Origin of the sequence: Leclercia sp. W17, from assembly GCF_003336325.1 — a bacterium.
Taxonomy (GTDB): domain Bacteria; phylum Pseudomonadota; class Gammaproteobacteria; order Enterobacterales; family Enterobacteriaceae; genus Enterobacter.
Map to the genome: position 1 here is coordinate 4,387,463 of NZ_CP031101.1, position 18,119 is coordinate 4,405,581.

The window sequence follows — 18,119 nt, forward strand, 5'->3', positions numbered from 1 at the left end:
ATTAACCTGTGGATAAGTCTGTTAAGAAGAGTTTGTCAGAAATGAAACAAGTCGTCCCCGGCGGGGCTTTCCGCGGTGGATATCTGGAGGAGGAGAAAAAATTTGGAGCGGGAAACGAGACTCGAACTCGCGACCCCGACCTTGGCAAGGTCGTGCTCTACCAACTGAGCTATTCCCGCTTGGGTGGTGTTACTTCTTTGCGAACAAATTTTGGAGCGGGAAACGAGACTCGAACTCGCGACCCCGACCTTGGCAAGGTCGTGCTCTACCAACTGAGCTATTCCCGCTTAATCTTCGTCTTTCAAGCCGCCACTGCGTTAGCTGCCTTCACTCACCTTAGTCACTTACTTTAGTAAGCTCCTAAGGATTCGTTCAGTTGCCGCCTTGTTGCAACCTGAAATCCTGCGATTGGTGGTCTTACTTCTCAGCGAACAGATTTGGAGCGGGAAACGAGACTCGAACTCGCGACCCCGACCTTGGCAAGGTCGTGCTCTACCAACTGAGCTATTCCCGCAAAATCTGTGCTGTCGTAACGATGAATTCTCTGTCGTTACGGGAGGCGCATTATACGAGAAATCCTTTCTGCTGCAACCCCCCAAAAAGCGTTTTTTTATAAATTTAGTTCAAGTGCTGCAATATTCGTCACATTGTGCAGATTTAAAGCGTTATGCCCCGGCAGGTGCACGCCTGCCGGAAAGATCGCTTATAAATTAATAAAATGTTCGCGGTAGTAGGCCAGCTCCGCCACTGACTCACGGATGTCATCCATGGCCTGGTGGGTGCCCTGCTTCTTAAAACCGTCGAGAATTTCCGGCTTCCAGCGACGCGCCAGCTCTTTCAGGGTGCTGACATCCAGATAACGGTAGTGGAAATACGCTTCGAGTTCCGGCATGTACTTAAACAGGAAGCGGCGATCCTGGCCGATGCTGTTGCCACAAATCGGTGATTTTCCCTGCGGTACCCACTGCTTCAGAAATTCGATTGTCGCCAGCTCGGCTTCGCGGTCGCCCTGGGTGCTGGCTTTCACGCGATCCACCAGCCCGCTGCCGGTGTGGGTGCGCACGTTCCAGTCATCCATCAGCGCCAGCTGTTCGTCGGACTGGTGCACGGCAATGGTCGGCCCTTCCGCCAGGATATTCAGCTTTGCGTCAGTGACCAGCGTGGCGATCTCAATAATGCGATCGCGCTCGGGATCAAGCCCGGTCATCTCCAGATCGATCCAAATCAGATTGTTTTCATCTGCACTCATGTTATTTTCCACCCTTCTCGCATAACCGGCCGTGGCAGGTTAACTACTATTAATTAGTGTGTATCATAGAGGTTTTGCCCAATATGGGCGACCAGGAGCCAGCACGATTGAGTAAAAATAAACTCTCCAAAGGGCAGCAGCGCCGCGTTAAAGCCAACCATCAGCGCCGCCTTAAAACCACTTCAGAGAAGGTCGACTACGACGACAACCTGTTTGGCGAGCCCGCGGAAGGCATCGTGATTAGCCGCTTCGGTATGCATGCTGATGTGGAGTCTGCCGACGGCGACGTTCACCGCTGCAACATTCGTCGCACCATCCGCTCGCTGGTAACGGGTGACCGCGTAGTATGGCGCCCCGGTAAAGCCGCTGCTGAAGGCGTGACGGTGAAAGGTATCGTCGAAGCCGTGCACGAGCGCTCGTCGGTATTAACCCGCCCCGACTTTTACGACGGCGTAAAACCGATTGCCGCCAATATCGATCAGATTGTCATTGTCTCGGCCATTCTGCCCGAACTGTCGCTGAACATTATCGACCGTTATCTCGTCGCGTGTGAAACCCTGCAGGTTGAGCCGCTGATCGTCCTGAATAAGATTGATCTGCTCGACGCCGAAGGCACCGCATTTGTTAACGAGCAGATGGATATCTATCGCAAGATTGGCTATCGCGTATTGATGGTTTCAAGCCGCACTCAGGATGGCCTGAAGCCGCTTGAAGAGGCGTTGACCGACCGCATCAGCATCTTTGCGGGCCAGTCCGGGGTGGGCAAATCCAGCCTGCTGAATAATCTGCTTGGCTTGCCGCAGGAGATCCTGACTAACGATGTCTCCGACACCTCCGGTCTTGGCCAGCACACGACTACCGCTTCACGCCTCTATCACTTCCCGCACGGCGGCGATGTGATCGACTCCCCCGGCGTGCGTGAATTTGGTCTTTGGCATCTTGAACCGGAACAAATCTTTAACGGTTTTGTCGAATTCCACGACTACTTAGGCGCGTGTAAATATCGCGACTGTAAGCATGACAACGACCCGGGCTGCGCCATTCGTGAAGCGGTCGAAAACGGTGAAATTGCGGAAACCCGTTTTGAAAACTACCACCGCATTCTCGAAAGCATGGCTCAGGTAAAAACGCGTAAAAGCTTTTCTGAATCTGATGACTGACAACTAAGCTAAGCGTCGCTAAAATCGTCCCCTTTTTTCAGGTTCCGGCTGTTTAACAGCCGGCTCAGGAACGACAAAACAATGGCCTGGAGGCTACCTTGTTAAACTCATTTAAACTTTCGCTTCAATACATTCTGCCGAAACTGTGGCTCACTCGCCTGGCGGGCTGGGGCGCAAGCAAACGAGCGGGCTGGCTGACTAAGCTGGTAATCGATCTGTTCGTGAAATATTACAAGGTCGATATGCGTGAAGCGCAGAAGCCGGATACGGCAAGCTACCGCACCTTCAACGATTTCTTCGTCCGCCCACTGCGCGATGAAGTACGCCCCCTGAACACTGACCCGAACGTGCTGGTAATGCCTGCCGACGGCGTGATCAGCCAGTTGGGTGCTATCGAAAACGACAAAATTTTGCAGGCTAAAGGCCACAACTACAGCCTGGAGGCCCTGCTGGCCGGTAACTACCTGATGGCGGATCTGTTCCGCAACGGTACGTTTGCTACCACCTACCTGTCGCCACGCGACTACCACCGCGTGCATATGCCGTGCAACGGTATCCTGCGCGAGATGATCTACGTGCCGGGCGATCTCTTCTCGGTTAACCACCTCACCGCGCAAAACGTACCGAACTTGTTTGCCCGTAACGAGCGCGTTATCTGCCTGTTCGACACCGAGTTTGGCCCGATGGCGCAGATTCTGGTGGGTGCGACCATTGTCGGCAGCATCGAAACGGTCTGGGCGGGCACCATTACGCCGCCGCGTGAAGGGATCATCAAACGCTGGACGTGGCCTGCGGGCGAAAGCGAAGGTTCCGTGGCGCTGCTTAAAGGCCAGGAGATGGGCCGCTTCAAGCTCGGCTCCACCGTTATCAACCTGTTTGCGCCGGGTAAAGTGAAGCTGGTAGAGCAGCTTGAAAGCCTGTCCGTGACCAAGCTCGGCCAGCCGCTGGCGGTATCAACAGAGCCCTTCGTCACCACGGATGCAGAGCCTGCGCCGCTGCCAGCGGAAGAGATTGCCGCCGAACACGAAGCCAGCCCACTGGTCGACGATAAAAAAGACGTAAGCTAAGCAAAAGGTAAACTGACGTGCGCCTGATTATCACTTTTCTGATGGCCTGGTGCCTCAGTATGGGGGCCTACGCAGCGACGGCCCCCGATACCAAACAAATCACGCAAGAACTGGAGCAGGCAAAGGCGGCAAAACCCGCCCAGCCAGAAGCCGTAGAGGTGCTCCAGGCTGCGCTGAACGCCCTTGAGGAGCGTAAAGGCTCCCTTGAGCGTGCTACGCAGTATCAGCAGGTTATCGATAATTTCCCCAAACTTTCTCAAACCCTTCGCGCACAGCTGAGCGATATCCGTGAAGAGCCGCGTCAGGTGCCCGCGGGCTTAACCTCTGACGCGCTCAACCAGGAAATCCTGCAGGTCAGCAGCCAGCTACTGGAAAAAACCCGCCAGGCGCAGCAGGAGCAGGAGCGTGCCCGGGATATCGCCGACTCGCTGAACCAGCTGCCACAGCAGCAAACCGACGCCCGCCGCCAGCTCAATGAGGTTGAACGCCGGGCCGGAACGCAAACCGGCAATACCCCCCTTAACCAGGCACAGAATCTCGGCATGCAGGCGGAATCCGCCAGATTAAAAGCCCTGGTGGATGAACTGGAGCTGGCGCAACTCTCGGCTAACAACCGTCAGGAGCTGGCCCGTATGCGCTCTGAGCTGGCGAAAAAGCAGGGTGAGCAGCTGGACGCTTATCTTCAGGCGCTGCGCAATCAGCTCAATAGCCAGCGCCAGCGTGAAGCTGAGCGGGCGCTGGAAAGCACCGAGATGCTGGCGGAGAACAGCGAGAACCTACCCTCCGGCATCGTTGAGCAATTCAAAGTCAACCGGGAGCTTTCGGCCGCGCTTAACCAGCAGGCGCAGCGTATGGATCTGGTGGCCTCGCAGCAACGCCAGGCAACCAGTCAGACCCTGCAGGTGCGCCAGGCGCTTAATACCCTTCTCGAACAGTCCCAGTGGCTGGGTTCGTCGAATCTGCTGGGCGAGGCGCTGCGCGCTCAGGTTGCCCGTCTGCCCGAGATGCCAAAACCGCAGCAGCTGGATACCGAAATGGCACAGCTGCGCGTACAGCGTCTGCGCTTTGAAGATCAACTGAATAAGCAGCCCCAGTTGCGCCAGATCCACCAGCCGGATGGCAAGCCGCTGACCGCCGAACAAAACCGGATTCTGGAAGCCCAGCTGAGAACGCAGCGCGAGCTGCTGAACTCTCTGTTGCAGGGCGGCGATACGCTGCTGCTCGAACTGACCAAACTGAAAGTGTCGAACAGCCAGCTGGAAGATGCGTTAAAAGAGGTCAACGAGGCAACTCACCGCTATCTGTTCTGGACCTCGGACGTGCGCCCCGTCTCCTTCTCCTGGCCGATTGATATTGTTCAGGACCTGCGCCGCTTGATTTCGCTGGATACCTTCAGCCAGCTTGGCAAAGCCAGCATTATGATGCTCACCAGCAAGGAGACGATTTTCCCGTTGCTGGGGGCGCTGATCCTGGTCGGATTCAGCATTTATTCGCGTCGCCATTTCACCCGCTTCCTTGACCGCTCCAGCGCCCGTGTAGGCAAGGTGACACAGGATCATTTCTGGCTCACGCTGCGCACGGTTTTCTGGTCGATTCTGGTTGCCTCACCGCTGCCGGTGCTGTGGATGACCCTGGGTTATGGCCTGCGCGAAGCCTGGCCATACCCGCTGGCGGTGGCGATAGGTTTCGGGGTAACGGCTACCGTGCCGCTGCTGTGGGTGGTGATGATCTGCGCCACCTTCGCGCGCCCGAACGGGCTGTTTGTCGCCCACTTTGGCTGGCCGCGTAATCGCGTGGCGAGGGCCATGCGCTACTACCTGATGAGCATCGGGCTTATCGTGCCGCTGATTATGGCGCTGATCATGTTTGATAACCTCAACGATCGGGAGTTTTCCGGCTCGCTGGGTCGCCTCTGCTTTATGCTGATTTGCGGTGCGCTGGCGGTGGTAACGCTGAGCCTGAAGAAAGCCGGGATCCCGCTCTACCTCGATAAAGAGGGTAGCGGCGATAACATGGTCAACCATATGCTGTGGAATCTGCTGCTCGGCGCCCCGCTGGCGGCGATCCTCGCGGCCGCCGTCGGCTATCTGGCCACCGCTCAGGCGCTGCTGGCGCGTCTCGAAACGTCTGTAGCGATCTGGTTCCTGCTGCTGGTGGTCTACCACGTGATCCGCCGCTGGATGCTGATCCAGCGCCGTCGTCTGGCCTTCGACCGAGCGAAAAACCGCCGGGCCGAAATCCTTGCTCAGCGTGCGCGCGGCGAAGAAGAGCCAGCCCATATGCTTAGCACCGAAGGAGTAGTGGAAGTCGATGAAACGGAGCTGGATCTGGATGCCATCAGTACCCAGTCACTGCGGCTGGTACGATCCATCCTGATGCTGATCGCCCTGCTCTCCGTTATCTTCCTGTGGTCGGAAATTCATTCGGCGTTTGGCTTCCTGGAGAACATCACCCTCTGGGATGTAACCTCGACGGTACAGGGCGTGGAGAGTCTGGAGCCGATTACGCTCGGCGCAGTCCTGATTGCCATTCTGGTCTTCATCATCACCACCCAGCTGATCCGGAACTTCCCGGCGCTGCTGGAGCTGGCCCTGTTGCAGCATCTGGATTTGACCCCAGGAACCGGATACGCCATCACCACCATCACCAAATACCTGCTGATGCTCTTTGGCGGGCTGGTGGGCTTCTCGATGATCGGCATTGAGTGGTCGAAGTTGCAGTGGCTGGTTGCTGCGCTCGGGGTGGGGCTCGGGTTTGGTTTGCAGGAGATCTTCGCCAACTTTATCTCCGGCCTGATCATCCTGTTTGAAAAGCCGATCCGTATTGGCGATACCGTGACGATCCGCGATCTGACCGGGAGCATCACCAAAATCAACACCCGCGCCACCACCATCAGCGACTGGGACCGCAAAGAGATCATCGTGCCAAACAAGGCGTTTATCACCGAGCAGTTTATTAACTGGTCGCTGTCTGACTCCGTCACGCGTGTGGTCCTGACCGTGCCGGCACCATCGGATGCCAACAGCGAAGAGGTGACGCAGATCCTCTACACGGCGGCCGAGCGCTGCTCGCTGGTGATCAGCACCCCGGAGCCGGAAGTGTTCCTGGTGGATTTACAGCAGGGGATCCAGATTTTCGAACTGCGTATTTACGCGGCGGAAATGGGCCATCGTATGCCGCTGCGTCATGAGATCCACCAGCTGATACTGGCGGGCTTCCGTGAACACGGTATCGATATGCCGTTCCCACCGTTCCAGATGCGCCTGGAAACGCTGGACGGACGTAAGACGGGAAGAACGTTGACGTCGGCTGCGAAGCAGCGCCCGGCGGGGAGTTTGTAAGTCTGCATGCCCGGCGGCGCTTCGCTTGCACGGGCCTACGGATTCGTAGGCCGGGTAAGCGAAGCGCCACCCGGCAAAATCTCAGGCACGATCAACCGTAAACGCAATCACATCACCCAGTTGCTCGGCGCCCAGCGCCAGCATCACCAGACGATCAACACCCAGCGCCACGCCGGAGCAGTCCGGCAGTCCCGCTTTTAACGCACCCAGTAAGTTGTGGTCGATAGGCTGTTGCGGCAGGCCGCGTGCGGCACGCTTGCGGTTATCCTGTTCGAAACGCTGTTGCTGCTCCCGGGCATCGGTCAGCTCATGGAAACCATTCGCCAGTTCAATACCTTTAAAGTAAACCTCGAAGCGCTCCGCCACGCGGTGGTCTTCCGTGCTGATTTGCGCCAGTGACGCCTGGCTTGCCGGGAAGTGATAGACGAAGGTCGGACGATCTTTGCCAATCTGCGGCTCAACACCAAAGGTAAAGAGCATCTGCAGCAGCGTATCGCGATCCTCTTCGGTATCGGCAATGTTGCTGAGATCCAGTTTTGCTGCCGCTTCACGCAGTTGCGTTTTGTCAGCCGAGAGCGGATCAATCTCCAGATGACGCTGGAAAGCCTGCTGATAAGAAAGCGTTTCGGCTTCCGGGCACTCCAGCACCTGTTGCAGCAGGTCGTCCACCTCGTTCATCAGGCGGTACATGTCATAGTGCGGACGGTACCACTCCAGCATGGTGAATTCCGGGTTGTGATGACGCCCCATCTCTTCATTGCGGAAACTGCGGCACAGTTGGTACACCGGGCCACATCCGGCTGCCAGCAGGCGTTTCATATGGTATTCCGGGCTGGTCATCAGATAGAGATTCATCCCCTGTGAGTGACCAGGGCCAACAAAACGGGTTTCAAACGGCACCAGATGAATATCCGTGACCGTCGCCTGACTCATGCAGGGCGTTTCCACCTCCAGCACTCCGCGGTCGGCAAAGAAGCGGCGGATCTCCGCCATAATCGCTGCGCGTTTTAACAGATTGGGGATGGATGCGCTCGGCTGCCAGGTGGCCGTTTCGCTCATGAGAATTTCTCCGATTTCAGACAAGGGGACGAAGTCTACTCGCAACCCAGGGCGGAGACAAATTTTGCCCAGTGAATTTTAGGGTTTTCATAACTTCCAATAATTACGTGACGCAATTCATCAATTGCAGTGATAAATGAAGGGAAATAACCGCAAAAAAATCGAACACGTCAAATTTCCCTTCTTTCCCTACGGCTATACTGCGTTACCCATAAAGGAGCAGTGGAATCGCTTTCGCATTTGCCCTCCGGGGCCCTGCACTACCCCAGGGTAGTCGTGATGCGAATATCAAAAATCTGGAGGAATGTCGTGCATACCTTTCAAGCCGATCTTGCCATTATAGGCGCTGGCGGAGCAGGATTACGCGCAGCGATAGCTGCGACCCAGGCTAATCCGAACGCTAAAATCGCCCTGATTTCAAAAGTATACCCAATGCGCAGCCATACGGTTGCCGCCGAAGGGGGATCCGCCGCCGTCGCGCAGGATCATGACAGCTTTGATTATCACTTCCACGACACGGTGGCCGGCGGCGACTGGCTATGCGAGCAGGATGTCGTTGATTATTTCGTCCATCATTGCCCGACAGAAATGACCCAGCTTGAGCAGTGGGGTTGTCCGTGGAGCCGCCGGGATGACGGCAGCGTCAACGTGCGTCGCTTTGGCGGCATGAAAATTGAGCGTACCTGGTTTGCCGCTGATAAAACGGGCTTCCATATGCTCCACACCCTGTTCCAGACGTCACTCCAGTTCCCCCAGATCCAGCGCTTCGACGAACATTTCGTCCTCGACATTCTGGTCGATGACGGCCAGGCTCGCGGCCTGGTGGCGATGAACATGATGGAAGGTACGCTGGTCCAGATCCGCGCCAATGCTGTGGTGATGGCGACCGGCGGGGCCGGGCGTGTCTACCGCTATAACACCAACGGCGGCATTGTGACCGGCGACGGAATGGGCATGGCGCTACAGCACGGCGTTCCGCTGCGCGATATGGAGTTCGTGCAGTATCACCCGACCGGCCTGCCGGGTTCCGGTATTCTGATGACTGAAGGCTGCCGCGGTGAAGGCGGTATTCTGGTCAATAAAAACGGCTATCGCTATCTGCAGGATTACGGCATGGGCCCGGAAACGCCGCTGGGCGAGCCGAAGAACAAATATATGGAGCTTGGTCCGCGCGATAAAGTGTCGCAGGCTTTCTGGCATGAGTGGCGCAAAGGCAACACCATCCCTACCCCGCGCGGCGATGTGGTCTACCTCGATCTGCGCCACCTGGGTGAGAAAAAGCTGCTGGAACGTCTGCCGTTCATCTGTGAACTGTCCAAAGCCTATGTCGGCGTCGACCCGGTTAAAGATCCGATTCCTGTACGTCCAACCGCGCACTACACCATGGGCGGTATCGAAACCGATCAGCAGTGTGAAACCCGCATTCAGGGCCTGTTTGCGGTGGGCGAATGCTCCTCCGTTGGCCTGCACGGGGCTAACCGTCTCGGTTCAAACTCGCTGGCGGAACTGGTGGTATTTGGCCGTCAGGCCGGGGAGCAGGCCGTTGCGCGCGCCGCTGCCGCCGGTGTGGCTAACGACGCCGCGCTCGATGCGCAGGCAGCCGATGTCGAGCAGCGCCTGAAAAATCTGGTGAATCAGGAAGGCAGCGAAAACTGGGCGAAGATCCGCGATGAGATGGGGCTCTCTATGGAAGAGGGCTGCGGTATTTACCGTACGCCGGAGCTGATGCAGAAAACCATCGATAAGCTGGCTGAGCTGCAGGAGCGCTTCAAACGCGTGCGGGTGACGGATACCTCCAGCGTCTTCAACACCGATCTGCTCTACACCATTGAGCTGGGCCACGGGCTGAATGTTGCCGAATGTATGGCGCACTCCGCCATGGCGCGTAAAGAGTCGCGCGGCGCGCATCAGCGTCTGGACGAAGGCTGCACCGAGCGTGACGACGTGAACTTCCTCAAGCACACCCTCGCTTATCGCGATGCGGACGGCACGACCCGTCTGGACTACAGCGACGTGAAAATCACCACGCTGCCACCAGCGAAACGCGTTTACGGTGCAGAAGCGGAAGCAGCCGATAAGAAGGAGACGGCGAATGGCTGAGATGCAAACCCTGAAAGTCGAAGTGGTGCGCTATAACCCGGAAGTGGATAGCGCCCCGCACAGTGCTTTCTATGAAGTCCCTTACGATGAACAGACCTCCCTGCTGGATGCGCTGGGCTACATCAAAGACAATCTGGCGCCGGACCTGAGCTATCGCTGGTCCTGCCGTATGGCCATTTGCGGCTCCTGCGGCATGATGGTCAACAAGGTGCCTAAGCTGGCCTGTAAAACCTTCCTGCGTGAACACCCGAAAGGGCTAAAGGTCGAAGCCCTGGCTAACTTCCCGATTGAGCGCGATCTGGTGGTCGACATGACCCACTTTATCGAAAGCCTGGAAGCCATTAAGCCATACATCATTGGTAACCCGCGCACGCCGGATCAAGGGCCTAATAAACAGACCCCGGCGCAGATGGCCAAATATCATCAGTTCTCCGGCTGTATCAACTGCGGTCTGTGCTATGCCGCCTGCCCGCAGTTTGGCCTGAATCCGGAGTTTATCGGGCCAGCAGCCATTACCCTGGCGCACCGCTACAACGAAGACAGCCGCGATCACGGTAAGAAAGAACGTATGACGCAGCTGAACGGCCAGAACGGCGTATGGACCTGTACCTTTGTCGGCTACTGCTCGGAAGTCTGTCCGAAGCATGTCGATCCGGCCGCCGCGATCCAACAGGGTAAGGTGGAAAGTTCGAAAGACTTTCTTATCGCCACCCTGAAACCACGCTAAGGAGTGCATGATGACGACTAAACGCAAAGCCTATGTACGGCCAATGCCGTCCACCTGGTGGAAAAATCTGCCGTTTTATCGCTTCTATATGCTGCGTGAAGGCACAGCAGTACCGGCGGTGTGGTTCAGTATTGAGTTGATGTACGGCCTGTTTGCTCTTAAACACGGTCCGGAAACCTGGGCCGGTTTCGTCGGGTTCCTGCAGAATCCGATTGTGGTGATCCTGAATATCATCGTGCTGGCGGCGGCGCTGTTGCATACCAAAACCTGGTTTGAACTGGCGCCAAAAGCAGCAAATATTATCGTGAAAAACGAAAAACTTGGGCCAGAGCCAGTCATTAAGGGACTCTGGGTGGTGACTGCGGTGGTAACCGTGGTGATTCTTGGCGTAGCCCTGTTCTGGTAAGGAGACCATCGTGATTAATCCAAATCCAAAACGCTCTGATGAACCCGTCTTCTGGGGTCTTTTTGGGGCAGGCGGCATGTGGTGCGCCATTATCGCGCCGGTCATTATTCTGCTGGTGGGCATTATGCTGCCGCTGGGGCTCTATCCTGGCGATGCGCTGAGCTACGAGCGGGTGCTGGCCTTTGCCCACAGCTTTATTGGTCGGGTATTCATCTTCCTGATGATTGTTCTACCGCTGTGGTGCGGTTTGCACCGTATCCATCACGCCATGCATGACCTGAAGATCCACGTGCCTAACGGTAAATGGGTGTTCTACGGTCTGGCGGCTATTCTGAGCGTCGTCACGCTGGTTGCCGTGGTCTTTATGTGATCTCTCCCCCGCTCTCCCGCCTGCCGGTGGGAGAGCAAAATTCCTGACAGGTTCTACACTTAACAAAAATCCTGTAAGGATATTCTTATGCGCATCCTGCCTGTCATCGCCGCAGTTACCGTTGCGTTTCTGGTTGTTGCCTGTAGCTCCCCTACCCCACCCCGGGGCGTGACGGTTGTTCGTCCTTTTGAAGTCCAGCGATTCCTTGGCACCTGGTATGAAATTGCCCGCTTTGACCACCGTTTTGAACGTGGACTGGAAAAAGTGACAGCGAATTACAGCCTGATGCAAGACGGGGGAATCCAGGTGATCAACCGGGGCTACAATCCTGCACGCGGCATGTGGCAGAAGGTGACGGGCAAGGCGTACTTTACCGGCGCGTCTGATACCGCAGCGCTGAAAGTCTCCTTCATAGGCCCTTTTTATGGCGGTTATAACGTGATTGCGCTGGATAAAGATTACCGGCATGCGCTGGTGTGCGGGCCAGATCGCGATTACCTGTGGCTCCTCTCCCGCACACCGACGATTTCAGATGAGATGAAACAAGCGTTACTGGATTCCGCAACGCGTCAGGGATTTGATGTCAGTAAGCTTATCTGGGTTGAGCAGACCCATTAATGGGTGCTGAGCTTCAGCCCGATAATACCGGCAACAATCAATGCGAGACTGGCAATACGCGCCAGGCTCGCAGACTCGCCCAGCAGTAAAATCCCGGTAATGGCCGCCCCTACCGCACCGATCCCCGTCCATACGGCATAAGCCGTTCCCACAGGCAGCGAACGCATCGCCCAGGAGAGCAGCACGATGCTCACAATCATGGCGGAGACGGTAATCACGCTGGGGGTGAGACGCGTAAAGCCGTGGGTATATTTTAGGCCGATGGCCCATACGACTTCGAGTAAACCGGCAATAAAAAGGATGATCCAGGACATTTCAGGCTCCTTAACTTAAATAACAGTCTGGGGCCGTCCCCTATGAGAGAAACGCTTACAGGTCGTCCTGTAAGGGATAAGAATTTCCTATTGTGAAGAGCTTGACTTCTTTTTTCAACTCGTTTGTTTTATTCAATAGTTGAGACATTAAAGCCAGGAAATAGACGCAATTCGCAGCGAAATTCAGTCATTTATTACTCATCCGACTTCTTTATGATGGGGTACTTCCTGATAGCAGGAAGCGACTATACTTTGCCGATTGCGAAATAAAATGTTCAAAATTCTCTTGATTGACCGGTGTCATTACACCCGTAAGGGCCTGGAAATGTGGATCAATCATTCAGGGCTATTTCCTTCACCCGTACTGGTGACGGGCCTTAACAATCTCTTTCTTGCCAGAGAGCATATCCTGCAGTGGAAGCCGGCGCTGGTTATCGCCGATTTTCAAGGCTTTACTTCAGACATTCAGCATATCCAGCAACTCTCTTCGGTGATGAATGCCAGTAAAACTGTGCCTTTCATTTCGCTTCATTCCGATGAACGCCCTGAAATGTCAGCCTTTATGGATACCTTTCCTTTGTGGGCGTCGTTGTCTAAAACGGCCCCGCTGGACGTACTGGCCCAGACGATTAACGCCGCATTAGCCGCACAGGAAGTCAGTGAGCCAGGGCCTGCCGCGACGCCATTATTGACGCGCCAGGAGGAGAAGGTGTTGATGCTGTGGATGGATGGCACCAGCAACCACATCATTGCCAGCAAACTGAGGATTCATGGAAAAACGGTTTATACCTACAAGCGCAATATTCGCATGAAGTTGCACATGGATACCCGGTACTCGCCGTTTCTGTCACTGCCCTGAGCGGTAAACTGAGGGTACGGCGATTCGATATTCAGCACCGTACCGCCCAAAATTACGCCTGTGCTTTAGTTCTGTGCTTTAGTCGCCGCACCAGAAATCGCATTGCCGCCAGAGGAGATATCCTCACCGACGCCGCGAGTGGTATTACAGGCGGTTAATACAGATGAAAGCACCAGGACAGAAAAGATCGCTACACATGTTTTCTTAAGCATAATGTCTTCCTTTTTTAGGCAAAGTTATTTTGTACAGCTACATAAGCATAGCCAGGATCCCGGCGAGTGACGGAAAAGGAAGAATTTTTAGGAAAAGTAGAGGATCAGGAGGCGGCGTGCGAAATAGCATTACCCAGGTTTCTGATATCTTCCCCGACACCACGAGCGGTGTTGCAGCCGGAAAGCAGAGCGCTGGCAATCATTGTCATCAGGATAATTTTGAGTGTACGCGACATCTTCCATGACCCTTCTTTAGAATGGTAAGGCGCAGCAGACCGCTGCGCCCAGCATCCCGGAATGAATTACTTCACGCGAGAAACGTATTCACCAGAGCGAGTGTCAACTTTGATCACTTCGCCAGTCTGGACGAACAGTGGAACTTTAACCACAGCGCCGGTAGACAGCTTAGCTGGCTTGCCGCCGGTACCTGCGGTGTCACCCTTCAGACCTGGATCGGTTTCAACGATTTCCAGCTCAACGAAGTTTGGTGGGGTCACAGCGATAGGCTGGCCATTCCACAGGGTCACGATGCACTCCGCCTGATCGAGCAGCCATTTAGCGCTGTCACCGACAGCTTTCTCATCAGCAGAGAGCTGTTCGAAAGTAGAGTTGTTCATGAAGTGATAGAATTCACCGTCGTTGTACAGGTAGGTGAGGTTCATATCAACAACGTCTGCACCTTCAGCAGAGTCGGTGGATTTGAAGGTTTTCTCGATACGGGTACCGGTCAGCAGGCGGCGCAGCTTAACGCGTGCGAATGCCTGGCCTTTACCTGGTTTCACGAATTCACTGGCTTCAACCGCGTACGGTTCGCCATCCATCATGATTTTAAGACCGGCACGAAAATCGTTGCTATAGTAAGTCGCCATAAGGCCCTCTGAAATTGTTAACTGGTAGCTAAGCCACAAAATGGCGCATATTGTAACCCTAAACACCCCATCCAGAGAAGATTGGTTATTGCAACTTGCCGATGTAATCACCAGTCCTGATGAACTGCTACGTCTTTTAAATGTAGACGCTGACGAAAAACTCCTTGCCGGACGGGAAGCGAAGCGCCTGTTTGCGCTGCGTGTTCCCCGCGCTTTTGTTGCACGCATGGAAAAAGGCAACCCTGACGATCCGCTCTTAAAACAGGTGCTTACTGCGCAGGATGAGTTTGTCACCGCCCCCGGTTTTAGCACCGATCCCCTTGAAGAGCAGAACAGCGTGGTGCCCGGTTTGCTGCACAAGTACCGTAATCGCGCACTGTTGCTGGTTAAGGGCGGTTGCGCGGTAAATTGCCGGTACTGTTTCCGTCGCCACTTCCCCTATGCCGATAACCAGGGGAACAAGCGTAACTGGCAGACGGCGCTTGATTACATCGCCTCTCATCCGGAACTGGATGAGATCATCTTCTCCGGCGGCGACCCTTTGATGGCGAAGGATCACGAGCTGGACTGGTTAATTACACAGCTGGAAGCGATCCCGCACATTAAACGGCTACGCATTCATAGTCGTTTACCGATTGTTATCCCGGCACGTATTACCGATGAGCTGACTCACCGGCTGGGGCGTTCTACACTCCAGATCCTGTTAGTGAACCATATCAACCATGCCAACGAGATTGACGATGCGTTTCGGGATGCCATGTCCAGGTTGCGTCGGGCAGGCGTGACATTACTCAATCAAAGCGTTCTGCTGCGTGGCGTGAATAACAGTGCCGCGACGTTAGCCGATCTGAGTAATGCTCTGTTTGATGCCGGGGTGATGCCCTATTACATCCATGTGCTGGATAAAGTGCAGGGTGCTGCGCACTTTATGGTCGATGATGAGGAAGCGCGCGCCATAATGCGTGAATTGCTTACCCTGGTGTCAGGTTATATGGTGCCTAAACTGGCGCGTGAGATTGGCGGTGAACCGAGCAAGACGCCGCTGGATCTGGGATTAAAGCAGCATTAATTAAATTGCCTGTTTCACAGGAAGCAGGCAAATTCGATTTTAATTTTTGAGCTATGCCCGTCGTAATATAGATACATATTAATGTTAGTAGATTAGGTAAATATAAATACTACGAATAATTCTTGTTATTATAACAGAAAATACAGAAGATTATCTGTATGTTTTCTTATAAACTATTGTATTCAATTTCACTTTACTTTTGTTTAACATCATGCAGAATCCTCTGCCGGGACCGTCCACGCTAATAACAAGTGAAAATACATGGGAAATAGTTTGTATCGCAAGGAAGCGATTGAATATAAGAAAAATCACTGGAAAGGAAAAGCATTATTGTTGGCAGGAATGCCTGCATGGCTTATAAGCCTGCTGGCCTTTGCATTTTTAGTCATACTGATCTCAACGCTCACTTTTTGCAGCTATACCCAGCGTATTGACGTCCGCGGAGAAGTGATTACGCATCCTCATTCAATAAACGTTTACGCTCCCCAACAAGGATTTGTCGTTAAAAAGCATGTGGAAGCCGGAGACATTGTCGCTAAAGGCACACCGCTTTACGAACTGGATGTTTCACGTACGACGGTTATTGGCAATGTAACCGATGCGATGAATGCCGCCATCTCAGAAAAAATCCTTAATGCCGAAGAGATTATCAATAAGACCTTAATTAATAAAAAAGAGACGCTCGAAGCCCTTGATACCCAGGTTAAGCAATATGAGAGCTCGCTCAAAGAGACGAAAGTGATGCTTGCAAACGCTGGCACAGGCCTGAAAAAGATGAAGGATAACCTGTCCAGCTATGACTCCTATCTTAAGCAAGGGTTGATTACCAAAGATCAATATAACTACCAGCACTCTCTCTATTTCCAGCAACAGGGTACCTATCAATCCCTTATTAGCCAGAAAATGCATCTCGAATCGCAACTCACCCAATTAAAGAGTGATATTGTGATTAAAGCTGCCGATTTTGATAATCAGATCTCCAGTCAAAAAAACCAGATAAATGATTTCAAAAATCAAGCCGTGGAATCAAACGCCAACGGTAATGCGGTTATTAAAGCCACAGCAGCAGGCAAGATTGAATCTGTAGCCGTAACGGTGGGTCAGATGGTTGATAAAGGCAGCAGCCTTGCACAAATTAAACCCACCGGAAATATCGAGTATTATTTAATACTGTGGTTGCCTAATAACAGTATCCCCTACGTCAAACCCGGGGATACGGTTAATATTCGCTATGATGCATTTCCTTCCGATAAGTTTGGTCAGTTTCCGGGAGAAATTATGTCTATCTCCTCTGTACCCGCTTCTCGTCAGGAAATGGCTGAGTACACTAACGTTACAACAGGGGCCAATCAACAGGAGTTCGCGCTTTATAAAGCAATAGTAAAAATAAAACATACGAGCTTCATCTACAACGGAAAGAAACTTGAATTGTCCAATGGCTTAAAAGCACAGGCGATTGTTTTCCTTGAAGAGCGTCCGCTTTACATGTGGATGTTTACTCCATTTTATAAAATTGCCCAGAGCGTAAGTGGACCAATCAATGACTAAGGCCTTATTTAAAACGATTACAGAACAGCTGAACTTTTCTTTGCGAAATAAAACGCCCGTTATTTTGCAGGCAGAAGCGTCAGAATGCGGTATCGCATGCCTGGCAATGGTCGCCGGTTTTTATGGCCTGAATATCGATTTGTTTAATTTTCGCCAGCGCTTCGGCAGCCCCAGCCAGGGCACGACGCTGCTATCCTTAAGCCACACAGCAGAACGTGCAGGTCTGAAAAACCGTGCGCTTTCCCTCGATCTGGATGAAATTCGGCAACTGAAGTTACCCTGTATTCTCCACTGGGGAATGAATCACTTTGTCGTTTTGACGCAAGTAAAAAAATCGAGTTTCGTTGTTCACGATCCCGCGCTGGGCAAACGCGTCATCGGCATGCAGGAGATGTCCAACTATTTCACCGGCGTGGCCCTCGAACTGTGGCCCGATCACTCTTTCAGGCAAGAAAAAGCGAAAACGCAATTACGCTTGCTGGATTTGATGAGAAATATTGTTGGTCTCAAAAGCACCTTACTTAAGCTGTTTGCCTTTTCTGTAGTTATTGAAGCTATCGGTCTTTTATTACCAGTCGGTACACAGCTGGTTACCGACCATGTGATTATGGCACATGACCAGAGCTTATTATCCGTCATTTGTATTGGACTGGTATCCTTTACGTTATTTCGTACCTTCATTAGCATGTTGCGCGCGTGGACGTCGCTCACGCTAAACACCTTAACCAATATCCAGTGGAAAACGACGCTGTTTGATCACCTTACCAGCCTGCCGCTCTCATTTTTTGAAAAGCGGCATTTGGGGGATATCCAGTCTCGATTCTCCTCTCTGGACGTAATTCGCTCGACCTTTACGAACAGTATCGTCACCGGAGTTATTGATTCAATCATGACTATCGGCCTGCTCATCATGCTTACGCTATATGGTGGCTGGCTGGTATGGGTGGTGGTAGGTTTTACAGCCTGCTATGCCATTATGCGTTTAGGCACTTATCGTTTTTATCGCCGTGTTTCTGAAGAGCAGGTCATTAAAGGGGCGCGTTCAAGTTCCCATTTCATGGAATCCCTGTACGGCATCTCTACAATCAAAGCGCTTAATTTAAGAGAGAGACGCTCTAAATACTGGCTTAATATCAACGTAGATGTGAATC

General features: G+C 53.5%; 17 protein-coding genes, 3 tRNA genes and 1 pseudogene. 12 read left to right on the top strand and 9 right to left on the bottom strand.

Annotated features, from left to right (window positions below):
* Positions 1–103: 103 nt before the first annotated feature.
* From DVA44_RS21750 to orn, 4 genes are all read right to left on the bottom strand, one after another.
* Positions 104–179, bottom strand: a tRNA-Gly gene (locus DVA44_RS21750).
* A 32-nt stretch (positions 180–211) separates the two neighbouring features.
* Positions 212–287: transfer RNA gene (locus DVA44_RS21755), tRNA-Gly, on the bottom strand.
* A gap of 151 nt (positions 288–438) precedes the next feature.
* Positions 439–514: transfer RNA gene (locus DVA44_RS21760), tRNA-Gly, on the bottom strand.
* Between the two features lie 189 nt (positions 515–703).
* Positions 704–1,249 carry an oligoribonuclease gene (gene orn, locus DVA44_RS21765; protein WP_114388110.1) on the bottom strand — a complete coding sequence of 182 codons (546 nt, stop codon included), beginning with the start codon at positions 1,247–1,249 and terminating at the stop codon, positions 704–706.
* Between the two features lie 107 nt (positions 1,250–1,356).
* On the opposite strand from orn, the gene rsgA reads away from it, so the two are divergent.
* From rsgA to mscM, 3 genes are all read left to right on the top strand, one after another.
* Entirely contained in the window at positions 1,357–2,409 is a 1,053-nt protein-coding gene (gene rsgA, locus DVA44_RS21770) for a small ribosomal subunit biogenesis GTPase RsgA (protein ID WP_168191995.1), read from the top strand.
* 98 nt (positions 2,410–2,507) lie between these two features.
* Complete coding sequence (gene asd / locus DVA44_RS21775) at positions 2,508–3,476, top strand: archaetidylserine decarboxylase (RefSeq protein WP_114388111.1); 969 nt, start codon at positions 2,508–2,510, stop codon at positions 3,474–3,476.
* A 17-nt stretch (positions 3,477–3,493) separates the two neighbouring features.
* Positions 3,494–6,817 (top strand): miniconductance mechanosensitive channel MscM, encoded by a 3,324-nt coding sequence (gene mscM / locus DVA44_RS21780; RefSeq protein WP_114388112.1) that lies wholly within the window; start codon positions 3,494–3,496, stop codon positions 6,815–6,817.
* 81 nt (positions 6,818–6,898) lie between these two features.
* On the opposite strand, the gene epmA is transcribed toward mscM, so the two are convergent.
* Positions 6,899–7,876 carry an elongation factor P--(R)-beta-lysine ligase gene (gene epmA / locus DVA44_RS21785; protein ID WP_103177957.1) on the bottom strand — a complete coding sequence of 326 codons (978 nt, stop codon included), beginning with the start codon at positions 7,874–7,876 and terminating at the stop codon, positions 6,899–6,901.
* A 309-nt stretch (positions 7,877–8,185) separates the two neighbouring features.
* Here epmA and frdA point away from each other — a divergent pair, with 309 nt between their 5' ends.
* From frdA to DVA44_RS21810, 5 genes are all read left to right on the top strand, one after another.
* A complete protein-coding gene (gene frdA / locus DVA44_RS21790) occupies positions 8,186–9,976 on the top strand; it encodes a fumarate reductase (quinol) flavoprotein subunit (protein WP_114388113.1) in 1,791 nt (596 codons plus the stop codon).
* Positions 9,969–10,703: a succinate dehydrogenase/fumarate reductase iron-sulfur subunit gene (locus DVA44_RS21795; protein WP_114388114.1), complete on the top strand. Its 735-nt coding sequence runs from the start codon at positions 9,969–9,971 to the stop codon at positions 10,701–10,703. The genes frdA and DVA44_RS21795 overlap by 8 nt, the downstream gene beginning before the upstream one ends.
* Before the next feature lie 10 nt (positions 10,704–10,713).
* Complete coding sequence (gene frdC, locus DVA44_RS21800; protein ID WP_103822986.1) at positions 10,714–11,109, top strand: fumarate reductase subunit FrdC; 396 nt, start codon at positions 10,714–10,716, stop codon at positions 11,107–11,109.
* Positions 11,110–11,119: 10 nt separating this feature from the next.
* Positions 11,120–11,479: a fumarate reductase subunit FrdD gene (frdD, locus tag DVA44_RS21805; protein WP_039028426.1), complete on the top strand. Its 360-nt coding sequence runs from the start codon at positions 11,120–11,122 to the stop codon at positions 11,477–11,479.
* A gap of 87 nt (positions 11,480–11,566) precedes the next feature.
* The gene (locus tag DVA44_RS21810) at positions 11,567–12,097 is read left to right on the top strand and encodes a lipocalin family protein (RefSeq protein WP_114388115.1); all 531 of its coding nucleotides are present in this window, start codon (positions 11,567–11,569) and stop codon (positions 12,095–12,097) included.
* On the opposite strand, the gene sugE is transcribed toward DVA44_RS21810, so the two are convergent.
* Entirely contained in the window at positions 12,094–12,411 is a 318-nt protein-coding gene (sugE, locus tag DVA44_RS21815) for a quaternary ammonium compound efflux SMR transporter SugE (protein ID WP_014882209.1), read from the bottom strand. The two genes, DVA44_RS21810 and sugE, sit on opposite strands and share 4 nt — an antisense overlap.
* 271 nt (positions 12,412–12,682) lie before the next feature.
* On the opposite strand from sugE, the gene DVA44_RS21820 reads away from it, so the two are divergent.
* Positions 12,683–13,270 carry a LuxR C-terminal-related transcriptional regulator gene (locus DVA44_RS21820; RefSeq protein WP_114388116.1) on the top strand — a complete coding sequence of 196 codons (588 nt, stop codon included), beginning with the start codon at positions 12,683–12,685 and terminating at the stop codon, positions 13,268–13,270.
* Between the two features lie 65 nt (positions 13,271–13,335).
* Here DVA44_RS21820 and ecnB read toward each other — a convergent pair whose 3' ends face one another.
* The 3 genes from ecnB to efp form a co-directional block, all read right to left on the bottom strand.
* On the bottom strand, positions 13,336–13,482 hold the full coding sequence (ecnB, locus tag DVA44_RS21825; RefSeq protein ID WP_114316097.1) for a lipoprotein toxin entericidin B: 147 nt from the start codon (positions 13,480–13,482) through the stop codon (positions 13,336–13,338).
* Positions 13,483–13,586: 104 nt separating this feature from the next.
* Positions 13,587–13,691, bottom strand: a complete 105-nt coding sequence (locus DVA44_RS21830) for an entericidin A/B family lipoprotein (protein ID WP_371413874.1) — start codon at positions 13,689–13,691, stop codon at positions 13,587–13,589.
* Between the two features lie 93 nt (positions 13,692–13,784).
* Positions 13,785–14,351, bottom strand: coding sequence for an elongation factor P (gene efp, locus DVA44_RS21835; protein WP_103822981.1), 567 nt, complete (start codon positions 14,349–14,351; stop codon positions 13,785–13,787).
* A gap of 40 nt (positions 14,352–14,391) precedes the next feature.
* On the opposite strand from efp, the gene epmB reads away from it, so the two are divergent.
* The 3 genes and pseudogenes from epmB to DVA44_RS21850 all read left to right on the top strand — a co-directional run.
* Positions 14,392–15,420: an EF-P beta-lysylation protein EpmB gene (epmB, locus tag DVA44_RS21840; RefSeq protein WP_114388118.1), complete on the top strand. Its 1,029-nt coding sequence runs from the start codon at positions 14,392–14,394 to the stop codon at positions 15,418–15,420.
* A gap of 261 nt (positions 15,421–15,681) precedes the next feature.
* On the top strand, positions 15,682–16,968 hold the full coding sequence (locus DVA44_RS21845) for an HlyD family secretion protein (protein WP_114388119.1): 1,287 nt from the start codon (positions 15,682–15,684) through the stop codon (positions 16,966–16,968).
* A pseudogene (locus DVA44_RS21850) lies at positions 16,961–18,112 on the top strand (peptidase domain-containing ABC transporter); the annotation flags it as partial. The gene DVA44_RS21845 and the pseudogene DVA44_RS21850, both read left to right, overlap by 8 nt.
* Positions 18,113–18,119: the final 7 nt, after the last annotated feature.

What these genes read in the sequence shown, in the direction of transcription:
- DVA44_RS21820 (WP_114388116.1), top strand. Translation starts at nt 12,683, where the DNA reads ATGTTCAAAATTCTCTTGATTGACCGGTGTCATTACACCCGTAAGGGC.
- frdC (WP_103822986.1), top strand. Translation starts at nt 10,714, where the DNA reads ATGACGACTAAACGCAAAGCCTATGTACGGCCAATGCCGTCCACCTGG.
- ecnB (WP_114316097.1), bottom strand. Translation starts at nt 13,482, where the DNA reads ATGCTTAAGAAAACATGTGTAGCGATCTTTTCTGTCCTGGTGCTTTCA.
- DVA44_RS21830 (WP_371413874.1), bottom strand. Translation starts at nt 13,691, where the DNA reads ATGACAATGATTGCCAGCGCTCTGCTTTCCGGCTGCAACACCGCTCGT.
- DVA44_RS21845 (WP_114388119.1), top strand. Translation starts at nt 15,682, where the DNA reads ATGGGAAATAGTTTGTATCGCAAGGAAGCGATTGAATATAAGAAAAAT.
- epmA (WP_103177957.1), bottom strand. Translation starts at nt 7,876, where the DNA reads ATGAGCGAAACGGCCACCTGGCAGCCGAGCGCATCCATCCCCAATCTG.
- epmB (WP_114388118.1), top strand. Translation starts at nt 14,392, where the DNA reads ATGGCGCATATTGTAACCCTAAACACCCCATCCAGAGAAGATTGGTTA.
- DVA44_RS21795 (WP_114388114.1), top strand. Translation starts at nt 9,969, where the DNA reads ATGGCTGAGATGCAAACCCTGAAAGTCGAAGTGGTGCGCTATAACCCG.
- DVA44_RS21810 (WP_114388115.1), top strand. Translation starts at nt 11,567, where the DNA reads ATGCGCATCCTGCCTGTCATCGCCGCAGTTACCGTTGCGTTTCTGGTT.
- orn (WP_114388110.1), bottom strand. Translation starts at nt 1,249, where the DNA reads ATGAGTGCAGATGAAAACAATCTGATTTGGATCGATCTGGAGATGACC.
- efp (WP_103822981.1), bottom strand. Translation starts at nt 14,351, where the DNA reads ATGGCGACTTACTATAGCAACGATTTTCGTGCCGGTCTTAAAATCATG.
- sugE (WP_014882209.1), bottom strand. Translation starts at nt 12,411, where the DNA reads ATGTCCTGGATCATCCTTTTTATTGCCGGTTTACTCGAAGTCGTATGG.